The following is a 20105-nucleotide window of genomic DNA, read 5'->3' on the forward strand; positions in this document are numbered from 1 at the left end:
GGGCGCTTCTGGGGGGTCGGCGTGGGCCCGGGGGATCCCGAGCTGGTCACCCTCAAGGCGGCGCGGTTGATCGGCTCCGCCGACGTGGTGGCCTACCACGCGGGCGTCGGCAGGCAGTCCAATGCGCGGCGCATCGCCGCCGACCTGGTGCCCGAGGGATGCGTCGAGGAGTGCCTGACCTACCCCGTCACCACCGGCACCACCTCGCACCCGGACGGGTACGCCGGTGCGTTGGCCGACTTCTACGTCGAGTCCGCCGACCGGCTGGCGGCGCACCTCGCGGCCGGTCGTGACGTGGTGCTCCTCGCGGAGGGCGACCCGCTGTTCTACGGCTCGTTCATGTACATGCACGACGCCCTCGCCGAGCGCTTCGAGACCACCGTGGTCCCCGGGGTGCCCGCCTTCGCCGCCGCGACCGCCGCCATCGCCTGGCCGCTGGTCCGCCAGACCGACGTGCTGACGGTGCTGCCCGGGACCCTCCCGGAACCGGAGCTGGCGCGCCGCCTGGCCGACACCGACGGGGCGGTGATCATGAAGCTGGGCCGGACCTTCCCCGCCGTGCGCCGTGCGCTCGAGGCGGCTGGGCGCCTGGACCACGCGATGTACGTCGAGCGCGCCTCGACCGGCAGCGAGCGGTCCATGCCGGTGGCCGAGGTCGACCCCGGGTCGGTGCCCTACTTCTCGCTGGTCGTGGTCAACGGGGACTCCGTGCACGGTCGCGGTCGGCGCGAGGCCCTCCCGAAGCCCGCGACCCCGGTCGGGCACGAGGGGGCCGCGAGCGGCGAGCTGCTGGTCGTGGGTCTCGGTCCCGGCCCCGAGAGCTGGTCGACCCCCGAGGTCAGGTCTGCCCTGGACACGGTCGACCACGTCGTGGGGTACGCGCCGTACGTCGCCAGGGTCCCGCAACGTGCTGGCCTGCGCCGGCACGCCTCCGGCAACGGCGTGGAGATCGACCGTGCTCGCGCCGCGCTCGACCTGGCACGGGCGGGGGAGCGGGTCGCCGTGGTCAGTGGGGGTGACGCCGGCGTCTTCGGCATGGCCACCGCGGTCCTGGAGGCCGCCGAGGACCCGGCCTACGACGGGGTCGCGGTGCGTGTCCTGCCGGGCCTCTCGGCGGTGCAGGCGGTGGCTGCCCGGGCGGGTGCGCCCATCGGTGGGGACTTCGCGGTCCTCAGCCTGAGCGACCGGCTCAAGCCGTGGCCGGTCCTGGAGCGGCGACTGAGGGCACTGGCCGAGGCCGACCTCGTGCTCGCGGTCTACAACCCGGCGAGCCGCAGCCGGACCGAACAGCTGGTGCGTGCACGCGAGCTGCTGCTCGAGCACCGTCCGGCCGACACCGTGGTGGTGGTGGGGCGGGACGTGGGACGGGCAGAGGAGTCCCTGGTCGTCACGACCCTCGCCGAGCTGGACGTGGCCTCGGTCGACATGAAGTGCCTGCTCCTGGTGGGGTCGTCCAGCACGCGGGTCGATCGGGCCGGGCGCGTGTGGACCCCGCGGTGGGTGGAGGCGTGAGCGGCCCGACTCCGGTGGGCATCGTGGGTGCCGGCCCCGGGGCGGCCGACCTGCTCACCGTCCGTGCGGTGAGGCTGCTCTCCCGCGCCGACCTGGTGCTGTACCCGGGCACCTACCTGGACGCCGAGGTCCTGGGGCACTGCCCGCCGGGCGCGCGGCTCGTCGACACCCAAGGCCTGGACCTCGACGCCATCCTGGACGAGGTCGTCCCCGCCCAGCGTCGTGGGGAGCGGGTCGTCAGACTGGTCTCGGGCGACCCCTCGCTGTACTCCGCCCTGCACGAGCAGGCTCGCCGTCTCGACGCCGCGGGAGTGGCGTGGGAGGTGGTGCCGGGCGTGCCGTCGTACGCCGCTGCGGCCGCCCTCGTGGGGCGCGAGCTGACCGTGCCGCTGCTCACCCAGTCCGTCGTGCTGACCCGCACCCGGGAACGTTCCACGGCGATGCCCGACGCCGAGAGCCTCGAGGCGTTCGCGGCGACCGGGGCGACCCTGGTGCTGCACCTGGCCATCACGCGCACGCGTTCCCTGATGGAGCGGCTGCTGCCCACCCACGGTCCCGACTGTCCCGTGGTGGTGGTCTACCGTGCGAGCCAGCCCTCGGAGCTGGTGCTGCGAGGCAGCATCGCCACGATCGCGGACGCGGTGGAGGGTGCCGGCCTCCGCCGGGCGGCGGTGGTCCTGGTCGGCCCGGCCCTCGCCGAGGACACGGGCGCGGGGGAGTCGTGGCTCTACTCGGCGCAGCGCCCGCGCGCCTGATCGGCATCGCGCCGCCAGGACCACTGGGTGACGGTGCGCGCCGGCTCCCACCCGGTGAAGGAGGCCAGGGGCGCAGCGGTCTCGACCGACAGCCGGACCAGCTCCCCTCCGTGCCGGGCCCGGGCCGCGCCCAGCACCATCTCGGTCTCCAGCGTGACCCCGTGCACCACGAGCCGGCCCCCGGGCCGCAGGGCCTCCTGGCACCGTTCCAGCAGTCCCGGAGTGCTCGCGCCGCCGCCGACGAAGACCGCGTCCGGGGACGGCAGTCCCACCAGTGCCCCCGGCGCGCTCCCCTCGACCACCTCCAGGTCGGGCACGCCGAGGCGCGCTGCGTTGGCGCGGGCCCGAGCCGCCCTCGTCGGGTCACGCTCGAGGGCCACGGCCCGGCACGACCCGTGCGCCCGGAGCCACTCGATGCCGACGGACCCCGCGCCCGCCCCTACGTCCCACAGCAGCTCCCCGGGCCGCGGGGCCAGCCGGGCCAGGGCCGAGGCCCGCAGGTCGCGCTTGGTCAGCTGGCCGTCGTGCTCATAGGCGTCGTCGGGCAGCCCGGCCACCCAGGACGCCACCTGCGGGACGCCCGCCACCTCGACGCAGACGACGTTGAGCGCCGGGACCTCGTGGTCCCAGCCGTCCGCGGTGCCGGCGTACCGGCGCTCCTGGGCGCTGCCCAGGTGTGCGAGCACGGTCATCGCCGACGCTCCACAGCCGGCGCCGACGAGCAGCCCCGCGAGCGTGGCCGGGGTCGCCGCGTCGGAGGACAGCACCACCACGCGACGTCCAGGTGACAGCTCGCGCAGCACCCGCTCGACCCGTCGCCCCACGACCGTCACCACGGCACACGACTCCGCGGCCCAACCCATGCGGGCCCTCGCCAGGGTCACCGAGGACACCGCTGGCACCACCTCGACCCGGTCCGCGCCGAGGAGGTCGACGAGGGTGGTGGCCACACCCGAGAGCAACGGGTCGCCGGAGGCGAGCACGGTGACGGGTCGCTCACCCCCGTAGGTGGCCAGCAGGTCGAGCAGGCTCTCCCGGAACGGCCTGCCCCAGGCAGCGCGGACCTGCCCGGCCACCGCCGGCAACAGGTCGAGCTGGCGGGCCGAGCCCAGCACGGCGGGTGCGGCCAGCAGCCGCTCGCGCACTGGGGCGGCCAGCCCGGACCAGCCATCGGCGCCGATGCCGACCACGACCACGCGTCGTGGCGGACCGGCAGCCCCGGGGCCGCGGGAGCCTTCACGGACGGTGTTCCTGGACGGCTCGGCGGAGGTCACGGGCGGCGACGCTATCGTGAGCGCGCAGCTCCGAGGTGCCCCCACGTCCGATCATCGCGGTCGGGCCGGAGGGGAGAATCTGGGAAGCCGGTGGGAGTCCGGCACAGGCCCGCTGCGGTGACCGGTCGCGCCAGCCAGGCGTAGCGCCGGAAGTCCGAAGACCGGCCTCGGGGCGTCATGTCCGTCGGCGTACGAGCGGGAGCCTCACGTGCCAGACCAGTCCACCCTGCCCACCCCTGCCCCGGACCTGCGTGTCCCCGAGGGCACCAGGCACACCTTCCCCCTCAGCGCCCTGGTCGGCTCGGACGACCTCGTGCTCGCGCTGCTGCTCGCCGCGATCGACCCGGGCATCGGCGGGGTGCTGGTCCGAGGCGAGAAGGGCACCGCCAAGACCACCGCGGTGCGTGCCCTGGCAGCCGTGCTGCCGCCGGTCGATGTCGTCGAGGGCGACCGGTTCTCGACCGACCCGTCCGATCCGACCGACACCTCGCCCGACGGGCCGTTCGGACCCGAGGCCCGCGTCGGTTCCCGGCCTGTGCGGCTGGTCGAGCTCCCTGTCGGGGCCAGCGAGGACCGCGTGGTCGGTTCGCTGCACCTCGAGCGCGCCCTGGCCCACGGGGTGGCGGAGTTCGAGCCCGGTCTGCTCGCCCGCGCCCACCGGGGGTTGCTGTACGTCGACGAGGTCAACCTGCTCCACGACCACCTGGTCGACCTTCTCCTCGACGCTGCTGCGACCGGACGCACGAGCGTCGAGCGGGACGGGGTCTCGCTGACCCACGCCTCCCGGTTCGTCCTCGTCGGCACGATGAACCCCGAGGAGGGGGAGCTGCGCCCCCAGCTGCTCGACCGGTTCGGGCTGGCCGTGGACGTGGCGGCGCCGCGCGACCCGGCGCTGCGTGTGGAGGTCGTGCGTCGGCGGATGTCCTACGACGCCGATCCCGCCGGATTCGCCGCCCGGTGGGCCGAGCAGGAGCGGGTCCTGGCCGACCGGGTCGCCGCGGCCCGCCTGGCGCGCACCGAGGTGGACCTGCCCGACGCGGTGCTGCTCGCGGTGGCTCAGGTGTGCGCCGCTCTGGAGGTCGACGGGCTCCGCGCCGACCTGGTCACCGCCCGCACGGCGAGGGCGCACGCGGCCTGGTGCGGACGCCATGAGGTGACCGACGAGGACGTGCGCGTCGCGGCCCGGCTCGCGCTCCCGCACCGTCGGCGCCGCTCGCCCTTCGACAGCCCCGACCTCGATGACGACCGGCTCGAGCAGGCGCTCGACGAGGCACTCGGCGTCGAGCAGCCCGACCCCGAGCCCGACCCCGAGCCCGACCCCGTCCCCGGGCGCGAGCCGGGACCCCAGAGCGGTGACGGCCCCGCGGGGCCGAGCGGTGGCGGCGACGCCACCGGTGCTCCTCCGCCGGACCAGCCCGCGGACGGACCCGCCGACGGACCCGCCGACGGACCTGCCGACGGACCTGCCGACGGACCTGCCGAACGGGCCAGCACCGTCGCGGCGGGCGACCCTTTCCGTGCCCGGCTGCTCGAGGCCGAGGGTCGCGACACGGGCATCGCGGGGCGGCGCAGCCGGGCCAGTGGCACCTCGGCGGGTCGGCGAGTGGGTGCCCGGCCGGGTGCCGCCGGCGGCGTGCACCTGCTCGCGACGGTGCTCGCCGCCGTACCTCACCAGCACGAGCGCGGACGGTCGGTCGGGCCGCTGCGCCTCGCCGGCACGGACCTGCGCACCGCGGTGCGTGAGGGCCGCGAGGCCAACCTCGTGCTCTTCTGCGTCGACGCCTCCGGCTCCATGGCAGCCAGCCGCCGCATGCAGGAGGTCAAGACCGCCATCCTGAGCCTGCTGCTCGACGCCTACCAGCGGCGCGACACGGTGGGCCTGGTGACCTTCGCGGGGGACGCGGCCAGGCTCGTGCTGCCACCCACGGCCTCGGTGGATGTCGCGGCCACGCGGCTCGCGCAGATGCCGGCCGGTGGCCGGACCCCGCTGGCGGAGGGACTGCTGGAGGCTGCCGCGGTCCTGGAGCGGGAGCGCCGGCGACCCGACGCGCGCCGACCCCTGCTGGTGGTCATCACCGATGGTCGGGCGACCAGTGGTCGCGACGCCGTGCGACGTTCCCACGAGGCGGCCGGGAGGATCGCCGAGCGAGGCACCGCCGTGGTGGTCGTCGACTGCGAGTCGGGTCCGCTGCGGATGGGGCTGGCAGCCGTCCTGGCCGATCGGCTGCGAGCCGAGCACCTGCCCCTGGCGGCCGTCGACGCGGCCGCACTGCGCGGCGTGGTGCGCGGGAGGGCGGCATGAGCACGACGCGTGAGGCCGAGGAGTTCTACCGGCTCGTCGAGCGCCGACGCGACGTGCGCGCGGAGTTCACCGGCGACCCGGTCGACGACGACACCCTGCTGCGGGTCCTCGGGGCGGCCCACCGGGCGCCGAGCGTCGGGCTCAGCCAACCCTGGGACTTCGTCGTGGTGCGTGAGCAGTGTGCGCTGGAGGGGTTCGCCCAGCACGTGGCGGGCGAGCGTGTGCGGTACGCCGCCGAGCTGCCGCCCGAGCGCCGGGCCGCCTTCGCCGGCATCAAGGTCGAGGGCATCCGCGAGAGCGGGCTCGGCATCGTCGTCACCTACGACCCCACCCGCGGCGGCCGCCAGGTCCTGGGCCGGCGCACGGTCGACGATGCTGGGCTCTTCTCGTCGGTGCTGGCCGTGCAGAACCTCTGGCTCGCGGCGACGGCCGAGGGCCTCGGGGTCGGCTGGGTCTCCTTCTACCGCGAGGAAGTACTCGCTCGGCTCGTCGACCTGCCCGACCACGTGCGGCCGATCGCGTGGCTCTGCCTGGGGCGGGTCTCGGGCCTCCAGCAGGTGCCGGACCTGGAGCGACACGGCTGGCGCCGCCGTCGTCCACTCGAGGAGGCCGTCCACCACGAGGCCTGGCGCCCGGACCGAGAGGAGCACTGATGCCCCAGGGCAAGCCGCTGGTCGTCCCCGACGACGGCCTCACCACCGCGCAGCGCCGGCACCTGCCGCTGCTCATGGTCCACACCGGCGACGGCAAGGGGAAGTCCACCGCCGCCTTCGGACTGGCGCTGCGGGCCTGGAACCAGGGCTGGGACGTCGGCGTGTTCCAGTTCGTCAAGTCCGCCACCTGGCGCATCGGTGAGCAGACGGTGCTGGAGCGCCTCGGCCAGCTCCACGAGGACAGTGGCGAGGGCGGGCCGGTGACCTGGCACAAGATGGGAGCCGGATGGTCCTGGCGTCGCAAGGACGGTTCGGACGCCGACCACGCCGCGGACGCCGCAGAGGGGTGGTCGGAGGTGAAACGCGCCCTGGCCGAGGAGCGGCACGATCTCTACGTCCTCGACGAGTTCACCTACCCCATGGAGTGGGGGTGGGTCGACGTGGCCGACGTGGTCGCGACCCTCACGGCACGGCCCGGCCGGCAGCACGTCGTGGTGACCGGCCGCCGCGCGCATCCGGACCTGGTCGCGGCCGCCGACCTCGTGACGGAGATGACCAAGGTCAAGCACCAGATGGACCGCGGCCAGAAGGGGCAGCGGGGGATCGAGTGGTGAGCGTGCCGCGGCTCGTGGTCGCCGCGCCGGCCACCGGGCAGGGGAAGACCACGATCGCGACCGGCCTGATGGCTGCCTTGCGGCGCCGAGGGCTCGTGGTCTCCGGACACAAGGTCGGGCCCGACTACATCGATCCGGGTTACCACGCGCTGGCGACCGGGAGGCCCGGCCGCAACCTCGACCCGCACCTGGTCGGGGAGGAGCGGGTGGTCCCGCTGCTCCTGCACGGTGCGGAGGGCGCCGACGTGGCGGTCGTCGAGGGCGTGATGGGCCTGTTCGACGGCCGCGTCGGAGGGGGCGGGTTCGCCTCCACCGCGCACGTCGCCGCCCTCACCCGGACGCCGGTCCTGCTGGTCGTCGACTGCGCGCGCTCGTCGCGCTCCGTGGGGGCGGTCGTCCACGGCATGGCCACCTTCGACCCGTCGGTCGAGGTGGTCGGAGTCGTACTCAACCAGGTCGGGTCGCCGCGACACGCAGCCGAGGTCGTCTCCTCGGTCCGACTCCCGGTCCTGGGCCAGGTGCCTCGGGACGCCTCGGTGTCCACGCCCTCGCGGCACCTCGGACTCGTGCCGGCGGCCGAACGCGCGTTGTCGGCCGCGGCGCTGGACCCGCTGACCGACCTCGTCGAGCAGCACGTCGACCTCGACGCGGTCCTCGCACTCGCCGCCACTGCCCCCGACCTCGACGCCGTTGCGTGGCGGCCACCCGTGCGTCCGCCCGGTCCGGGTCGCCCGGTGGTCGCGGTCGCCGGGGGCCGAGCCTTCACCTTCAGGTACCCCGAGACCGAGGAGCTGCTGCGCGCGTCCGGCTGTGACCCCGTCGTGCTGGACCCGCTCCACGACACCTTCCTCCCGTCGGGCACGACCGGTGTCTACCTCGGCGGCGGGTTCCCGGAGGTGCACGCCACCGGTCTCGCCGCCAACCGTTCGTTGATGGCCCAGCTGCACGACGCCGTGGCCGACGGTCTGCCCACCGTCGCCGAGTGCGCTGGCCTGCTCTACCTGTGCCGCTCCCTCGACGGGGTCGCGATGACGGGCGCGGTTCCCGCCGACGCGACGATGACCGAGCGGCTGACCCTGCGCTACCCGGAAGCCGTGGCCGCCTCGGACTCCCTGCTGACCCGGGCCGGGGAGCGGGTCACCGGTCACGAGTTCCACCGCACCCACGTGACCCCGGAAGCCGGGTCCGCGGGGCTCGAGCCGGCTTGGCTGGTCGACGGACGTCCGACCGGCTTCGCGTCCCCGACCTTGCACGCCTCCTACCTGCACACGCACTGGGCCGGCCACCCGCAACTGGCCGAGCGCTTCGCCGCCGCGGTGCACCGTGCCTGACCCGGTGCACGGCCCCGGCCTCCTCCATCACGGGGACGCCGAGGTCCGTGGCTCGGGTCTGCTCGACCTGGCGGTCAATGTGCACCCGCACGGCCCGCCCGGGTTCCTCCGAGACGCGCTGCGTGCCGCGGTCGACGACGTCGGTGCCTATCCCGATGCCCGGGAGGCCGAGGCGCTGCTGGCCCGGCAGCACGGTCGGCGGCCCGAGCAGGTGGTCGCCACGGCGGGCGCCACCGAGGCCTTCACCCTGCTGGCGCGGTGGCGGCCGTGGCGCCACCCGGTGGTGGTGCACCCTCAGTTCACCGAGCCGCACGCAGCACTGCTGCAGGCCGGCCACCGGGTGGAGGCGGTCCTGGTCCCTCCGGGCGAGCCGCTGGACCCCGGAGCGGTGCCCACGGAGGCAGACCTCGTGGTCCTGGGGAACCCGACCAACCCGACGGGCACCCTCCACCCGCGCACGACGCTGCTGGCGCTTGCGCGTCCAGGGCGCGTGGTGGTGGTCGACGAGGCGTTCATGGACGCCGTGCCGGGGGAGTCGGAGTCCCTGGTCGGCGACGAGGCAGCGGGAGTAGTCGTGGTGCGCAGCCTCACCAAGACCTGGTCGGTGCCGGGTGTGCGGGTCGGCTACCTGCTGGCCGACGTCGGAACGGCGCAGGGACTGCGGGCGCTGCGGCCGCCGTGGTCGGTCTCGTCAGCCGCCGTCGCGGCCATCCGCGCCGTGGCCACGCCCCAGGGGCAGGTCGAGGCGGCGCGCCGGGCCACGCAGCTGCAGGCGTGGCGAGCCGGGCTCGAGGCCGCGCTTGCCGAGCGCGGCGTGCCACACCTGCGTTCTCAGGCGCCCTTCGTGCTTGCCAGGCCAGGCGCCGACGCACACGCGCGGCTGCGAGAGGCGGGTGTCGCCGTACGCCGCTGCGACACGTTCCCCGGCCTGGACGGGTCCTGGATCCGGATCGCGGCCCGCCCTCCCGCCGCCCTGCGGCCCCTGTGGGCGGCGCTGGGCGACACGTAGGGCTCAGCCCTGGGAGGTGCGCAGCGAGCGCACGGCCACCATGCCGTGGCCGACGGCGGGGGAGGCCAGCAGGATGGCGGCCTGGACGAGGCCGGCCGCGGCCACCGAGGCGCCGTCGACCAGGGCGGGACGGCGGCGGACGACGTGGGTGTGGACGGGCTGGGTGCTCGGCGACATGGGGTTGCTCCTGCGACATGACGGTCGTGGTGGACGCTCGGACGGTTCCCCAGGTCCTGGAAAGATGAACCATCCGACCGGGTGAGGGGATGCCTTCGCTCCTCCGATCGGTCATTTCTGCTCCGTCCTGAGGGTGGTCGGGGCGCGTTCCGCTTCTCCTGCGCCCTCGCACTGCCTACGGTCGTCAGTGTGGGAGAGACGTCCGGGCAGGTGGCACGCGCGTGGCACCGTCGACGCCGCGACCAGCGGCTCGGCTACTCCGCGCTCGGCCTGGGTGCGGGAGGCTTCGTGCTGGTGCTCGCCGGCACCCTGCTGGTGACCGAGGTGGTGCCGGGCCTCCTCGACGACGAGCCCGCCCCCGAGCAGCGGGTCGTCCCCGCCTCCGAGCTCGAGCCCGCCCGCGAGCCCACCCCCGACGGTCGCGGCGTGCCGCAGGGACCGCCCGCGGTGGTGGGCGTCGGCACGGTCGTGCCGGGGCCCGTCATCGAGCCCGCCACCGGGCAGACCGACAGCACCGGCCAGCCGGACGCCGACGGGCCCGACGGCGGCGGCCCGCCGCCCCAGCCCCAGCCCGACCCCGGGCCGCAGCCCGACCCCGACCCGCCGGCGGCCCCGGGCGCGACGAGCGCCCTGCTGGATCCCGTGGTGCAGGGCGTGGCCGGCACCGTCGACGGCGTGTCCGGGGGCGCGACCACGCCGGTGACCGCACCGGTCACCGGGGTCGTCGACGGCGTCACCGACGTGGTCGACGGCCTCCTCGGCCTGCAGTAGCGGCGACCGCCACCCCTACCGCTGCACCAGCTCGGCCCGCACGTCGAAGGCCTTGTCGTCGTCGCGAGGTCGGCCCTCACAGGCCCAGCGGACGTCGTCGACGCCGCAGCGGGTGCGCGTCGAGGCGTTGGCCACCGTCAGGCTGACCGCACGGACCGTCGCGGGGGAGAAGCCCACCGTGACGCTGCCGCGCCCCCGCCGGTCCAGCTCGACCTCGCGGCTGCGCCACTCGTCGTCGGCGGTGCGCACGACCAGCCACGCGGCCGGGGCGGCCCCCCGGCTCGGGCCGTCGATGTCCAGCCGCAGCCGCCAGCCCCCGCCCAGGGTGACGTCGGGCTGCGCGAGGTAGGAGGCGGAGGTGAGGTGGTCCAGCCGCACCGTGTCGGTGCGCTCGGCGCCGGCGGCCATCCGCCAGGAGGCACGCAGCCGCGGGGTCGGCCACGCCGCCCCCTCCTCGTAGCTGCGCGCGGGGGTCAGGTTGGCGGCCGCGAAGGCGGCGTACCTCGCGGGGAAGCCGCCGCGCCCGGCCAGCACCCGCTCCAGCGCGACGGTCGAGTGACGCGGTCCGCGGGCCGAGTCCCACACCGACCGCACGAGGCGGTTGCCGTAGCGCGCGGACAGGTGCTCCCACCAGGTCCAGTTGCCGTAGTGCTCGGAGCCCTGGCGGTTGAACAGGTCCAGCGGGGTGCCGGGGGCGGCGAGCTGGCTGGCGCGGAGGTACTGCCGGTTGTCGTCCACGTCGTCGGCGAAGCGCTCCTCCATCCACGTGGCCGTGGACTCCATGAACCAGCGGTCCTCGAGCACGTCGTAGCCGAACTGCACGGCGTGGAAGAACTCGTGGGCCGCCGTCACCGCAAGGGTGTCCGCGGGGTCGCGGCCGAACTCGTCGCGGGAGAAGTCGTTGTCGAGCACGCAGTAGCCACCGGCGCGCCGCGGCTCGCGCTCGAGCGCGAACTCCGCGGCGCAGTAGCCGTAGAGGCCCTGCGCGCCGAGGTCCTTGAGGTAGACGTCGAACTTGCCGTTGCCCCCGTTGCGGGAGCGCGCCAGCGGTGCGTCGCTGAGCGGTGCGCGGTAGCCCAGCGAGCCGACCTGGCTGCGCCAGACCCGGTTCATGACCTGCACCGTCGTCGTGGCCCAGGCCGCCGTGGCGCGGTCGTCGCCCGTGCGGACCCGGTGCACGCAGAACCGGCCGCCGCAGGTGCGCACCGACTTCGCGGTGTACCCCTGCTCCAGCGGGTCGGCCCGCCCGTCGGTGGGCCGCGCCAGCAGCGCCGTGGCCTCGCGCCGGTCGGCAGCCCCGAGCCGGGGCAGTGCGAGCCGCAGGTCGCGCAGGACCAGGGTCAGCTCGCGGTCCGCGTGGCCCCCCGACGTACGACGCTGGGCCGGTGCGCCCGGCACCGGCTCGCCCCGCAGCAGGGCCCGGGCCTCGGCGAGCAGGTCGCGCGGGTCGGCTGCACCGCTCGTCGTCGCTGGGACGGGGCCGACGAGGACCGCAGGCTCGTCGGCGCCCGCGAGGGCGGGGGAGAGCACCCCGCCGAGCAGGAGCAGGGAGGCGAGCAGGGCGACGGGGTGACGCATGCGGTGACCTTCCGAGGGGGCCGAGGTGGGGAGGCGGGTGCGCTCAGGTGGCGCTGGAGATCTTCTCGATCAGGGCGGTGGTGGAGATGGCGGGCGTGCGGGGGAGGTAGACGACCTCGCAGATGTCGCGGAACTCGTCGAAGCGCCCGGCCCAGTCGTCGCCCATGACCAGGACGTCTGCGGCGAACTTCAGGATGTAGTCGCGCTTGAGCTCCAGGCTCTCCTCGAGGAAGACCTCGTCGACCGGCTTGAGCGCGGCCACGATGGCCATCCGCTCGGCCTCGCTGAAGACCGGCTCCCGGTCCTTCTTGCGCAGGTTGAGCTCGTCGGCGGAGACCCCGACGACCAGCCGGTCGCCGAGCTCGGCGGCGCGCTGGATCACCTTGAGGTGTCCGACGTGGAAGACGTCGAAGGTGCCGAAGGTGATGACGGTGCGGGCCATGGGGGCCAGTGTGTCAGGCCCACGGCCCGGTCCCACTGTCCGTGCGTCATGATCGGCAGCGATGAGCGCCACGAGCACGTCCACGTCCCCGAGCCACGGCCGGAGCAACGGCCCGAGCGATGGCCCGAGCGCCGGTCCCGTCACGCGCGGCGCTCCCGACGCCGACCTGCACCGGGCCCGCGCCCTGCGCCGGATGCGCGCGGTGGCGCTGGGGCTGCTGCTGCTGGCCGCCACCGTCTACGTCGCCACCCACGGCCAGGACGGCTTCTGGGGCTACGTCAACGCGGGCGCGGAGGCCTCGATGGTCGGTGCGATCGCCGACTGGTTCGCGGTGACCGCGCTGTTCCGCCACCCGCTGGGCCTGCCGATCCCGCACACCGCGCTCATCCCGCGGCGCAAGGACGAGCTGGGCCGCGGGCTCGAGGAGTTCGTGGGGGAGAACTTCCTCTCCGAGCCGGTCGTGCGCGAGCGGGTGCTGGCCGCGGGTCCCGCGGGCCGCGTGGGCGACTGGCTGGTCCAGCCCCAGCACGCCGCGCGCGTGGTCGAGGAGGCCGCCGAGCTGGTCTCGACGGCCCTGGGCAAGGTGCGCGACGAGCACGTGCGCAGCCTGGTCGAGGACGCGCTGGTGCCGCGCTTCCGCGAGGAGCCGATCTCCCCGCTGCTGGGCAACCTGCTGGCCGAGGCGATGCGCGACGACCTGCACCACGGGCTGGTCGACCTGGTCCTGGAGGAGCTGCACGGCTGGCTGCTCGACAACCCCGACACCGTCACCGAGGTCATCGGCGAGCGGGCCCCGTGGTGGGCGCCGACGAGCATCAACGAGCGGGTCACGGGCCGGATCCACCTCGAGTTGGTGCGCTGGGTCGCCGACATCCGCGACCAGCCGCGCCACCGTGCCCGGCTGGCGTTGGACTCGATGCTGCGCCAGCTGGCCGAGGACCTGCTCCACGACACCGACACCCGCGCCCGCACCGAGGCGCTCAAGGACAGGCTGCTGGACCGTCCGCAGGTCATCGCCACCGGCATCGCCCTGTGGGACGCGCTGCGCCGCGCGCTCGAGGGGTCGCTGGCCGACCCCGACGGCGCCGTGCGGCTGCGGATGCGCACCGAGGTCGAGCGCTTCGCCCGCCGGCTCGTGGAGGAGCCGGAGCTGCGCGAGCGGCTCGACGGGCTGGTCGCCGACGCCGCGGTCTACGCGATCGAGCGCTACGGCGCCGAGCTCACGCAGGTCATCACGCAGACCATCGAGCGCTGGGACGGCAAGGAGGCCGCACGGCGGATCGAGCTGCACGTCGGCCGCGACCTGCAGTTCATCCGGATCAACGGCACCATCGTCGGCGGGCTCGTGGGGGTGCTGATCCACGCGGTGGCCGAGGTGCTCTAGATGTTCCGTCCACGTCACCACGGCAGGTCGTCGTACGCCGACTCGTCGGACACCCGGGCGGCCTGGCCGCTCCCGACCAGCTCGACGACGTCGCCCTTGACCAGCTGCCGGCCCCGCCGGGTCTCGAGCACCCCGTTCACCAGGACCCGTTCGGAGGCGACGACCTCCTTGGCCTCGGACCCGGACTCGATGAGGTTGGCGAGCTTGAGGAACTGGCCCAACCGGATCACCTCGTCGCGGATCGCCACGTCCACGGGGTCCACGGGGTCCACGGGGTCCACGGGGCCGGGGGAGCCGCTCACGCCGACACCCGCTGGAGCATCTCCGGGGTGAGGTCGGCCAGCGTCGAGCACCCGGCGTTGGCCAGGGTGAGGTCGAGCTCGCCGAGCAGGCAGCGCAGCACGTGCTCGACACCCTCCTGCCCACCGAGGGCCAGTCCGTAGAGGTAGGGGCGGCCGAGCAGCACCGCGTCGGCGCCCAGCGCGAGCGCCTTCATGACGTCGGGGCCCGAGCGGACGCCGGAGTCGAAGAGCACGGTGAGGTCCTCGCCGACGGCCTCGGCGATGGGCGGCAGGCAGTCCAGGGAGGCGACGGCGCCGTCGACCTGGCGGCCACCGTGGTTGGAGACCACGATCCCCTGCACGCCGGCGTCGACGGCACGGCGGGCGTCGTCGACGTGCTGGATACCCTTGAGCACGATCGGGCCGTCCCACCGCTCACGCAGCCAGGGCAGCTGCTCCCAGGAGAGACCGGGGTTGGCGAAGACGCCGGCGAAGGTGATGCCGGCCGCGGCCGGGTCCTCCTCGGCGGGCTTCTCGAGCATGGCGTTGAAGACCGGGTCGGTCGTGTAGTTGGCGATGCCCTCGTTGGCCAGGAACGGCAGGTAGCCACGGTCGAGGTCGCGCGGGCGCCAGCCGAGGATCGTGGTGTCCACGGTGAGCACGAGCGTGGTGTAGCCGGCGGCCTTCGCCCGGGCCAGGAACGACTCGCACAGCTCGTCGTGGGTGGGCCAGTAGAGCTGGTACCACCGCTGGCCGTCGCCGTTCGCCTCGGCGGCCTGCTCGATGGAGTGACCGGCCTGGGTGGAGTGGACGTAGGTGAGGCCCAGCGCCGCGGCGGCGCGGGCCGTGGCCAGCTCGCCCTCGGGGTGGGCCAGGGTCTGCACCCCGACGGGGCCGAGCAGCACGGGCGCGGCCATGGGGGTGCCCAGCACGGTGGTCGAGAGGTCGCGGGCGGCGTGGTCGCGCAGCATCCGCGGCACGATGCGCCACCGCTCGAAGGCCGCGACGTTGGCGCGGGCCGTGGACCCGCCCCCGGCGCTGGGCACGATGTAGCCCAGCGCCTCGGGGGCGAGCACCTCGGCCGCGTGCGTCTCCAGCGACGTCAGGTCGGTGGTCCAGGTCGGGACCTGGCCGGCGAACATCCCGGCCGCGTAGATCGCGACCTGGTGGTCGCCGAAGTGGGTCACGAGGTCAGGAGACCGCGAGCAGGTCGACGACGAAGATCAGCGTCTCGCCGGGCTTGATGACCCCGCCGGCGCCACGGTCGCCGTAGCCCAGGTGCGGGGGGATGACGAGCTGGCGGCGGCCGCCGACCTTCATGCCCTGCACGCCGGTGTCCCAGCCCTGGATGACCTGGCCGATGCCGAGGCGGAAGCGCAGCGGCTCGCCCCGGTTGTACGACGCGTCGAACTCCTCGCCGGTGGAGTGCGCGACGCCGACGTAGTGCACGGAGACGGTCTGGCCGGCGCCGGCCTCCTCGCCCTCGCCGACGGTGATGTCGGTGATCTCGAGGTCGGCGGGCGGGTCGAAGTCGGGGAAGTCGATCTCGGGCTTGTCCATGAGGGGGAGCCTAGACCGCACGGGTATGGTTCCCACCGCCCGCGCTCGCCTCGAGGGGGCGTGGGACCGGGCGACCAGGACAGGGAGAGCACGTGTCGGAGGAGGACCAGGGCGCCACGGCGCCCGCTGCGCCGGCCCGTCGGCGGCGCATCCCCATCTGGCAGGAGTCGCTGCTGCTGCTCGGCCTCGCGATCGTGCTGGCCCTGGTGGTGAAGACCTTCCTGGTCCAGGCCTTCTACATCCCCTCGGGGTCGATGGAGCCGGGCCTGGAGATCAACGACCGGATCCTGGTCCAGAAGGTGTCGTACTGGGGCGGCGGCGGTCCCGAGCGCGGCGACGTCGTCGTCTTCGAGGACCCGGGCTCCTGGCTGGGTGCCGGTGACGCGACCACCTCGACGGGGCTGCTGACCGACGTGATGAGCCGGATCGGTCTCTACCCGACCGGCGGCCACCTGGTGAAGCGCGTCATCGGGGTCGCCGGCGACACCATCGAGTGCTGCGACGAGCAGGGCCGGCTCCTGGTCAACGGCGTCCCGCTGGACTCTCGCGGCTTCACCCTCAACGACGACCGCTGCGACGGGCCGATGGTCTCGACCTGCCGCTGGTCGGCCGGCCCGGTCCCCGACGGCGAGGTCTTCGTCATGGGCGACCACCGCGACGACTCCGCCGACTCCTCCTTCCACCTGCGCTGCGGCGGGCGCAAGGGCGAGCCGTGCGACGACTCCGAGGCCTACGTGCCCGTCGAGCTGGTCGTCGGCAAGGTCTTCGCCCGGGTCTGGCCGGCGAGCCGCTTCGACCTGCTGAGCCGTCCCGACGCCTTCGAGGCCCTCGAGCAGTAGGTCCTCAGAGCGCAGCGACCGTGGCCGCGACGGCGGCGAGCGCCGCCCCGGCGGTCCGCACCCGGTCGGCGACGAGCAGGGTCCGCAGGCGCTCGGGCGTGGGGCCCGCGGCGGCCAGCCGCCCGTGCAGCGGCGCCGCCACCAGGGCGGTCGTCCCGAGGCTGAGCGCGACCCCGGCCGCCGCGGCGACCACGGCCGGGCCCGCCGCGGCGGACAGCGAGGCCGCCGTGCCGAGCAGGAGGGCGGCGTACACCGCCCCGACGGTCGGGGTGATGACCCGGCTGTGCCGGTCGTGCGCGCCACGCCACGCCTCGGACGGGGTGGCCGCCAGCACGGGGTAGACCAGCGAGGAGACCGTGACCTGGAAGCCGAGGTGCGCCCAGGTGGCGGCCAGGAGCACGAGCAGGGAGGTCTCGGCGCTCATCGCAGCCTCACCGGGCCGCGCGCAGCTCGGCCAGCACCGCCCGCGCCGCCCGGTCGCCGCTGACGAGGGCGCCCTGGATGGACGGGGTGTCGCGGTGGTCGCCGCACACGTGCAGCCCGGGCCGCACGCGGGTCGGGCGCCGCAGGTCGTGCGGCGGGGTGGCCGAGGGCAGCGCGTGCGGCACCTCGTGCCGGGCCAGCTCCTGCCACCCCGCGGCCGAGGTGCCGAGCAGCTCGGCGGCGTGGCGGCGCACGGTGGCCTCGGGCACGACCCCGCGGTGGTCCAGCACCACCGAGGCCTGCACCAGGGCCCGTCCGTTGGGGGAGTACGACGGTGCCGCCTGCGACACGACCGCGGTGTTGGCCACGGGGCCGGTCGGGCGGGGCCGGGCGTCGACGTGCAGCAGCCCACCGGTCGCGGGGAGCGACCCCGCCTCGGCGCTCCACCAGTGGGTCACCACGCCGCGGTCGGTGCCGGGCGTGCGGTCCAGCAGCGCCGCTGAGGCCAGCTGGTCGGTGGCGACGACCACCGCGCGGGCGCGGACCGAGCCGGCGGCGGTGCGCAGCCCGCCCGGCTCGAGTGCCTCCACGGGGGTGTCGAGGTGCACGGTCAGGTCCTGCGCGAGCTGGGCCGGCAGGGCCTGCATGCCGCCCGCGGGCAGCGAGGGGCTGCCGTCGAGGAAGGAGCGGACGAGCAGCAGCGCGACCCGTTCGTCGGTGGCACCCTCGCGGTCGAGGACCACGCCGGAGAGGAACGCCTCCAGCACCCGGCGCAGGTCGCCGCGGGCGCCCAGGTCGTCGAGCGCCGCGCGCAGCGAGCGGGTCGGGCGCGTGGCCCGCAGCCGCTCCGCGAGACCCTGCGCGCGCGGGCGCAGCAGGGGCGCCACCCACCGCAGGAGCGGCACCACCTCGCGCAGCCGACGGGCCCCGGCCAGGGCGCTGGGCGCCAGCAGCCCCGGCGCTCGGCGCGGGTCCCCGAGGCGGACGGTGCCGCGCTCGGTGGCCGCGGCGACGCCGGCGGGGAAGGGCTGCAGCCCCAGTGCCGGGACGTCCACCCAGCGGCGTACGGCGGGGTAGGCGGGGTTGAGCAGCTGGAAGCCCCGGTCGAGCAGGTGCCCGTCGACCTCGTCGGTGCGCACCCGCCCGCCGACCCGGTCGGCGGCCTCGAGCACCTCGACGTGCAGCCCGGCGTCGGCCAGGACCCGGGCGCAGCGCAGGCCGGCGAGCCCCGCACCGACGACCGCGACGTCGACCTCGGCTGCGGGGCCGGGGCCGGCGCTCACGCGCGCCGCAGCCGGCGGGCGCCGTCGTCGACGTAGGCGACGACGCGGGAGAAGAGGGCACTGACGGCCGCCAGGTCCGCGGCGACCGGCGCCGGGTCGTCGGCCAGGGCGTACTGCACGGCGGCGACGCCCTCGGCGCCCGCCTCCGCGGCGAGTGCCGCACAGGTGCGCGAGGCGCGGCGCACGGCCATCGGGTCGATGCTCCACGCGGACTCGAAGACGCGGTCGCGGTCGGCGACGCCCTCCTGGCCCGGCAGCTCCCACGCGGTCAGCACGACGGGCAGGTCGACGCTGTCGCACACGACCGCCCACTCACGGCGCACGGGGGAGGAGTCGTCGAGCAGCACCGGCACCGACGCCGCCCGGCCCGCGGTCGGACCGAACTTCTCGGGGTGCCCGAGGTCGGCCTCGTCCTCGGGTGCGAAGAAGGCGTACGACGAGCCGGCGACCCGCGCCAGCTCGTCCCAGCGGCGACGGGCGGGGCTGTAGTAGTGCTCGTGCTGGAAGAGGCCGAAGAGGTGTGCGCGCTCGGCCTTCGCGGCGAACTCGTCCTCGATCGCCCACGACAGGGACAGCAGGGTCTGCTTGGTCAGCCGGTGGGTGGGGATCTCGCGGTGGCGGCGGCGCAGCTCGGCCCAGATGGACCGGGCTCCCGGCTCGCTCTCGCGGCGGCGGGCGGCCAGGACGTCGGCGATCGCGGCGTCGAGGCGGGAGCCGGCGTCGCGCCGGTCCAGGACACCACGGATGCTCTCGACGTCGGCCTCGGCGTAGCGGCGGTGGCCGCTGTCGAGGCGCTCGGGGACGGGGAAGCCGTGGCGCTGCTCCCACATCCTCAGGGTGGCGGGAGCGACGCCGGTGCGTTCGGCGAGGTCCCCGATGCTCAGGGTGGGGGTGGACGATGTGTTCACGTCTGTGATGCTATACCTCAACAGCGTGTTGAGGAACGTGTCAAAGGGGTGGAGTCGGACATGACGAACGACCAGGTCGCGGGTCCCGGACGGCCCGAGCGCGGCGGCTTCCGCGTGATCCACAACCGCTGGACCCGCCCCCGCTCCGAGGAGCCCCGCACGGCCCCGAGCACGGTCCGGATCGTCGCGCCGCGTCGGCGCACCCTCGCGCCCGTGGTCCCGGTCCCGGCGCCCGGTGCTGTCGGCCGGGTCGCGCCGGCCGAGGCGGCCGGCAGCAGTGCCGTGGGTGGGGCGGTCGCCACGATCCCGGTGGTCACTGCCCTGCCGGCACAGGCCTCGGTCGTCATCGGCTCCCACCCCAGCTGCGACGTCGTGCTGCCCGGCCTGCGGGCCCGGCACGCGGTGCTAGGCCACGACCTCGAGGGTCGCCGGGTGCTCAAGGCGCTCGCCGGCGGCTGCCACGTCGACGGCTCGCCCGTCGTCTCGCAGGTGGTCGACGAGGACAGCGACATCCGCGTCGGCGGGCACCGGGTCAGCCTGCGCTGAGCGCGGGCGGCACCAGCCCTCAGGTCTGGTGCACGTAGGAGTCGAGCTGGTCGCGCTCGAACTCCAGCTGGCCGATCTTGGCCTTCACCACGTCGCCGATGCTGACGACGCCCTCCAGGCCCTCCTCGCCCACCACCGGCAGGTGGCGGAAGCGCCGGCGGGTCATCGTCTCCATGACCTCGTCGAGGCCGGCGTCGGGCCGGCACACCTCGACCTCGCGGGTCATGATCGCCCGCACGGTGTTGTTGACCACCGTGCCGTCGTGGTGCAGGTGCCGCACGACGTCGCGCTCGCTGACGATCCCGTCGAGCGTCGAGCCGTCGGCGCTCACCACGACCGCGCCGACGTTGTGCTCGGCGAGCAGGGCCAGGAGGTCGCGGACCCCGGCCTCGGGGGCGATGGACACGACCTCACGGCCACGGTCCTTGGCGGCGAGCACGTCGGCGATCTTCACCCTCCGACC

Annotated in this window: 22 protein-coding genes and 1 riboswitch; of the genes, 11 read left to right on the plus strand and 11 right to left on the minus strand. The window is 75.1% G+C overall.

Annotated elements, in window-relative coordinates:
* Positions 1-21: 21 nt before the first annotated feature.
* Both ACYVID_RS06365 and ACYVID_RS06370 read left to right on the plus strand, forming a co-directional pair.
* Positions 22-1512 carry a precorrin-2 C(20)-methyltransferase gene (locus tag ACYVID_RS06365; protein WP_460735532.1) on the plus strand — a complete coding sequence of 497 codons (1491 nt, stop codon included), beginning with the start codon at positions 22-24 and terminating at the stop codon, positions 1510-1512.
* Complete coding sequence (locus ACYVID_RS06370) at positions 1509-2267, plus strand: cobalt-precorrin-4/precorrin-4 C(11)-methyltransferase (RefSeq protein WP_460735534.1); 759 nt, start codon at positions 1509-1511, stop codon at positions 2265-2267. The genes ACYVID_RS06365 and ACYVID_RS06370 overlap by 4 nt, the downstream gene beginning before the upstream one ends.
* Here the strand turns inward: ACYVID_RS06370 and cbiE are convergent.
* The gene (gene cbiE / locus ACYVID_RS06375; protein WP_460735536.1) at positions 2240-3541 is read right to left on the minus strand and encodes a precorrin-6y C5,15-methyltransferase (decarboxylating) subunit CbiE; all 1302 of its coding nucleotides are present in this window, start codon (positions 3539-3541) and stop codon (positions 2240-2242) included. The two genes, ACYVID_RS06370 and cbiE, sit on opposite strands and share 28 nt — an antisense overlap.
* 16 nt (positions 3542-3557) lie before the next feature.
* Positions 3558-3725, plus strand: a riboswitch (cobalamin riboswitch).
* Between the two features lie 24 nt (positions 3726-3749).
* On the opposite strand from cbiE, the gene ACYVID_RS06380 reads away from it, so the two are divergent.
* Genes ACYVID_RS06380 through cobC form a run of 5 tightly spaced genes read left to right on the plus strand, consistent with a single transcriptional unit; the run spans position 3750 to position 9450 of the window.
* Positions 3750-5843 carry a VWA domain-containing protein gene (locus ACYVID_RS06380; protein WP_460735538.1) on the plus strand — a complete coding sequence of 698 codons (2094 nt, stop codon included), beginning with the start codon at positions 3750-3752 and terminating at the stop codon, positions 5841-5843.
* Complete coding sequence (gene bluB, locus ACYVID_RS06385) at positions 5840-6496, plus strand: 5,6-dimethylbenzimidazole synthase (RefSeq protein ID WP_460735540.1); 657 nt, start codon at positions 5840-5842, stop codon at positions 6494-6496. Before ACYVID_RS06380 ends, bluB begins: the two co-directional genes overlap by 4 nt.
* Positions 6496-7110 carry a cob(I)yrinic acid a,c-diamide adenosyltransferase gene (gene cobO / locus ACYVID_RS06390; RefSeq protein ID WP_460735542.1) on the plus strand — a complete coding sequence of 205 codons (615 nt, stop codon included), beginning with the start codon at positions 6496-6498 and terminating at the stop codon, positions 7108-7110. Before bluB ends, cobO begins: the two co-directional genes overlap by 1 nt.
* Positions 7107-8441: a cobyrinate a,c-diamide synthase gene (locus ACYVID_RS06395; protein ID WP_460735544.1), complete on the plus strand. Its 1335-nt coding sequence runs from the start codon at positions 7107-7109 to the stop codon at positions 8439-8441. Before cobO ends, ACYVID_RS06395 begins: the two co-directional genes overlap by 4 nt.
* Positions 8434-9450, plus strand: a complete 1017-nt coding sequence (gene cobC, locus ACYVID_RS06400; protein ID WP_460735546.1) for an Rv2231c family pyridoxal phosphate-dependent protein CobC — start codon at positions 8434-8436, stop codon at positions 9448-9450. The genes ACYVID_RS06395 and cobC overlap by 8 nt, the downstream gene beginning before the upstream one ends.
* Before the next feature lie 3 nt (positions 9451-9453).
* On the opposite strand, the gene ACYVID_RS06405 is transcribed toward cobC, so the two are convergent.
* Positions 9454-9627, minus strand: coding sequence for a hypothetical protein (locus ACYVID_RS06405; protein WP_460735548.1), 174 nt, complete (start codon positions 9625-9627; stop codon positions 9454-9456).
* Positions 9628-9816: 189 nt separating this feature from the next.
* Between ACYVID_RS06405 and ACYVID_RS06410 the strand changes: the two genes are divergently transcribed.
* A complete protein-coding gene (locus ACYVID_RS06410; protein WP_460735550.1) occupies positions 9817-10398 on the plus strand; it encodes a hypothetical protein in 582 nt (193 codons plus the stop codon).
* Positions 10399-10413: 15 nt separating this feature from the next.
* Here the strand turns inward: ACYVID_RS06410 and ACYVID_RS06415 are convergent, their stop codons facing one another.
* Together ACYVID_RS06415 and ACYVID_RS06420 are read right to left on the minus strand one after the other, a co-directional pair.
* Positions 10414-11976, minus strand: coding sequence for an MXAN_6640 family putative metalloprotease (locus ACYVID_RS06415; RefSeq protein WP_460735552.1), 1563 nt, complete (start codon positions 11974-11976; stop codon positions 10414-10416).
* Positions 11977-12019: 43 nt separating this feature from the next.
* A complete protein-coding gene (locus tag ACYVID_RS06420; RefSeq protein ID WP_460735554.1) occupies positions 12020-12418 on the minus strand; it encodes an adenylyltransferase/cytidyltransferase family protein in 399 nt (132 codons plus the stop codon).
* Between the two features lie 61 nt (positions 12419-12479).
* On the opposite strand from ACYVID_RS06420, the gene ACYVID_RS06425 reads away from it, so the two are divergent.
* Positions 12480-13802 carry a DUF445 domain-containing protein gene (locus ACYVID_RS06425; RefSeq protein ID WP_460735556.1) on the plus strand — a complete coding sequence of 441 codons (1323 nt, stop codon included), beginning with the start codon at positions 12480-12482 and terminating at the stop codon, positions 13800-13802.
* A 14-nt stretch (positions 13803-13816) separates the two neighbouring features.
* Here ACYVID_RS06425 and ACYVID_RS06430 read toward each other — a convergent pair whose 3' ends face one another.
* The 3 genes from ACYVID_RS06430 to ACYVID_RS06440 are packed head-to-tail and all read right to left on the minus strand — an operon-like array spanning position 13817 to position 15643.
* Positions 13817-14104 carry an RNA-binding S4 domain-containing protein gene (locus ACYVID_RS06430; RefSeq protein ID WP_460735558.1) on the minus strand — a complete coding sequence of 96 codons (288 nt, stop codon included), beginning with the start codon at positions 14102-14104 and terminating at the stop codon, positions 13817-13819.
* Positions 14101-15270, minus strand: a complete 1170-nt coding sequence (locus ACYVID_RS06435; RefSeq protein WP_460735560.1) for an alpha-hydroxy-acid oxidizing protein — start codon at positions 15268-15270, stop codon at positions 14101-14103. The genes ACYVID_RS06430 and ACYVID_RS06435 overlap by 4 nt, the downstream gene beginning before the upstream one ends.
* A 4-nt stretch (positions 15271-15274) precedes the next feature.
* Complete coding sequence (locus ACYVID_RS06440; RefSeq protein WP_460735562.1) at positions 15275-15643, minus strand: FKBP-type peptidyl-prolyl cis-trans isomerase; 369 nt, start codon at positions 15641-15643, stop codon at positions 15275-15277.
* A 92-nt stretch (positions 15644-15735) separates the two neighbouring features.
* Here ACYVID_RS06440 and lepB point away from each other — a divergent pair, with 92 nt between their 5' ends.
* A complete protein-coding gene (gene lepB / locus ACYVID_RS06445; protein WP_460735564.1) occupies positions 15736-16482 on the plus strand; it encodes a signal peptidase I in 747 nt (248 codons plus the stop codon).
* A 4-nt stretch (positions 16483-16486) separates the two neighbouring features.
* Here lepB and ACYVID_RS06450 read toward each other — a convergent pair whose 3' ends face one another.
* Genes ACYVID_RS06450 through ACYVID_RS06460 form a run of 3 tightly spaced genes read right to left on the minus strand, consistent with a single transcriptional unit; the run spans position 16487 to position 19096 of the window.
* Positions 16487-16906, minus strand: coding sequence for a hypothetical protein (locus tag ACYVID_RS06450; RefSeq protein WP_460735566.1), 420 nt, complete (start codon positions 16904-16906; stop codon positions 16487-16489).
* A gap of 7 nt (positions 16907-16913) precedes the next feature.
* Complete coding sequence (locus tag ACYVID_RS06455; RefSeq protein WP_460735568.1) at positions 16914-18188, minus strand: NAD(P)/FAD-dependent oxidoreductase; 1275 nt, start codon at positions 18186-18188, stop codon at positions 16914-16916.
* Positions 18185-19096, minus strand: coding sequence for a DICT sensory domain-containing protein (locus tag ACYVID_RS06460; RefSeq protein WP_460735569.1), 912 nt, complete (start codon positions 19094-19096; stop codon positions 18185-18187). Before ACYVID_RS06460 ends, ACYVID_RS06455 begins: the two co-directional genes overlap by 4 nt.
* Positions 19097-19156: 60 nt before the next feature.
* Between ACYVID_RS06460 and ACYVID_RS06465 the strand changes: the two genes are divergently transcribed.
* The gene (locus ACYVID_RS06465) at positions 19157-19642 is read left to right on the plus strand and encodes an FHA domain-containing protein (protein ID WP_460735571.1); all 486 of its coding nucleotides are present in this window, start codon (positions 19157-19159) and stop codon (positions 19640-19642) included.
* Between the two features lie 19 nt (positions 19643-19661).
* Here ACYVID_RS06465 and ACYVID_RS06470 read toward each other — a convergent pair whose 3' ends face one another.
* Positions 19662-20096 (minus strand): CBS domain-containing protein, encoded by a 435-nt coding sequence (locus ACYVID_RS06470; RefSeq protein WP_460735573.1) that lies wholly within the window; start codon positions 20094-20096, stop codon positions 19662-19664.
* Positions 20097-20105 lie beyond the last annotated feature (9 nt).

This window comes from Nocardioides ginkgobilobae, assembly GCF_054781275.1.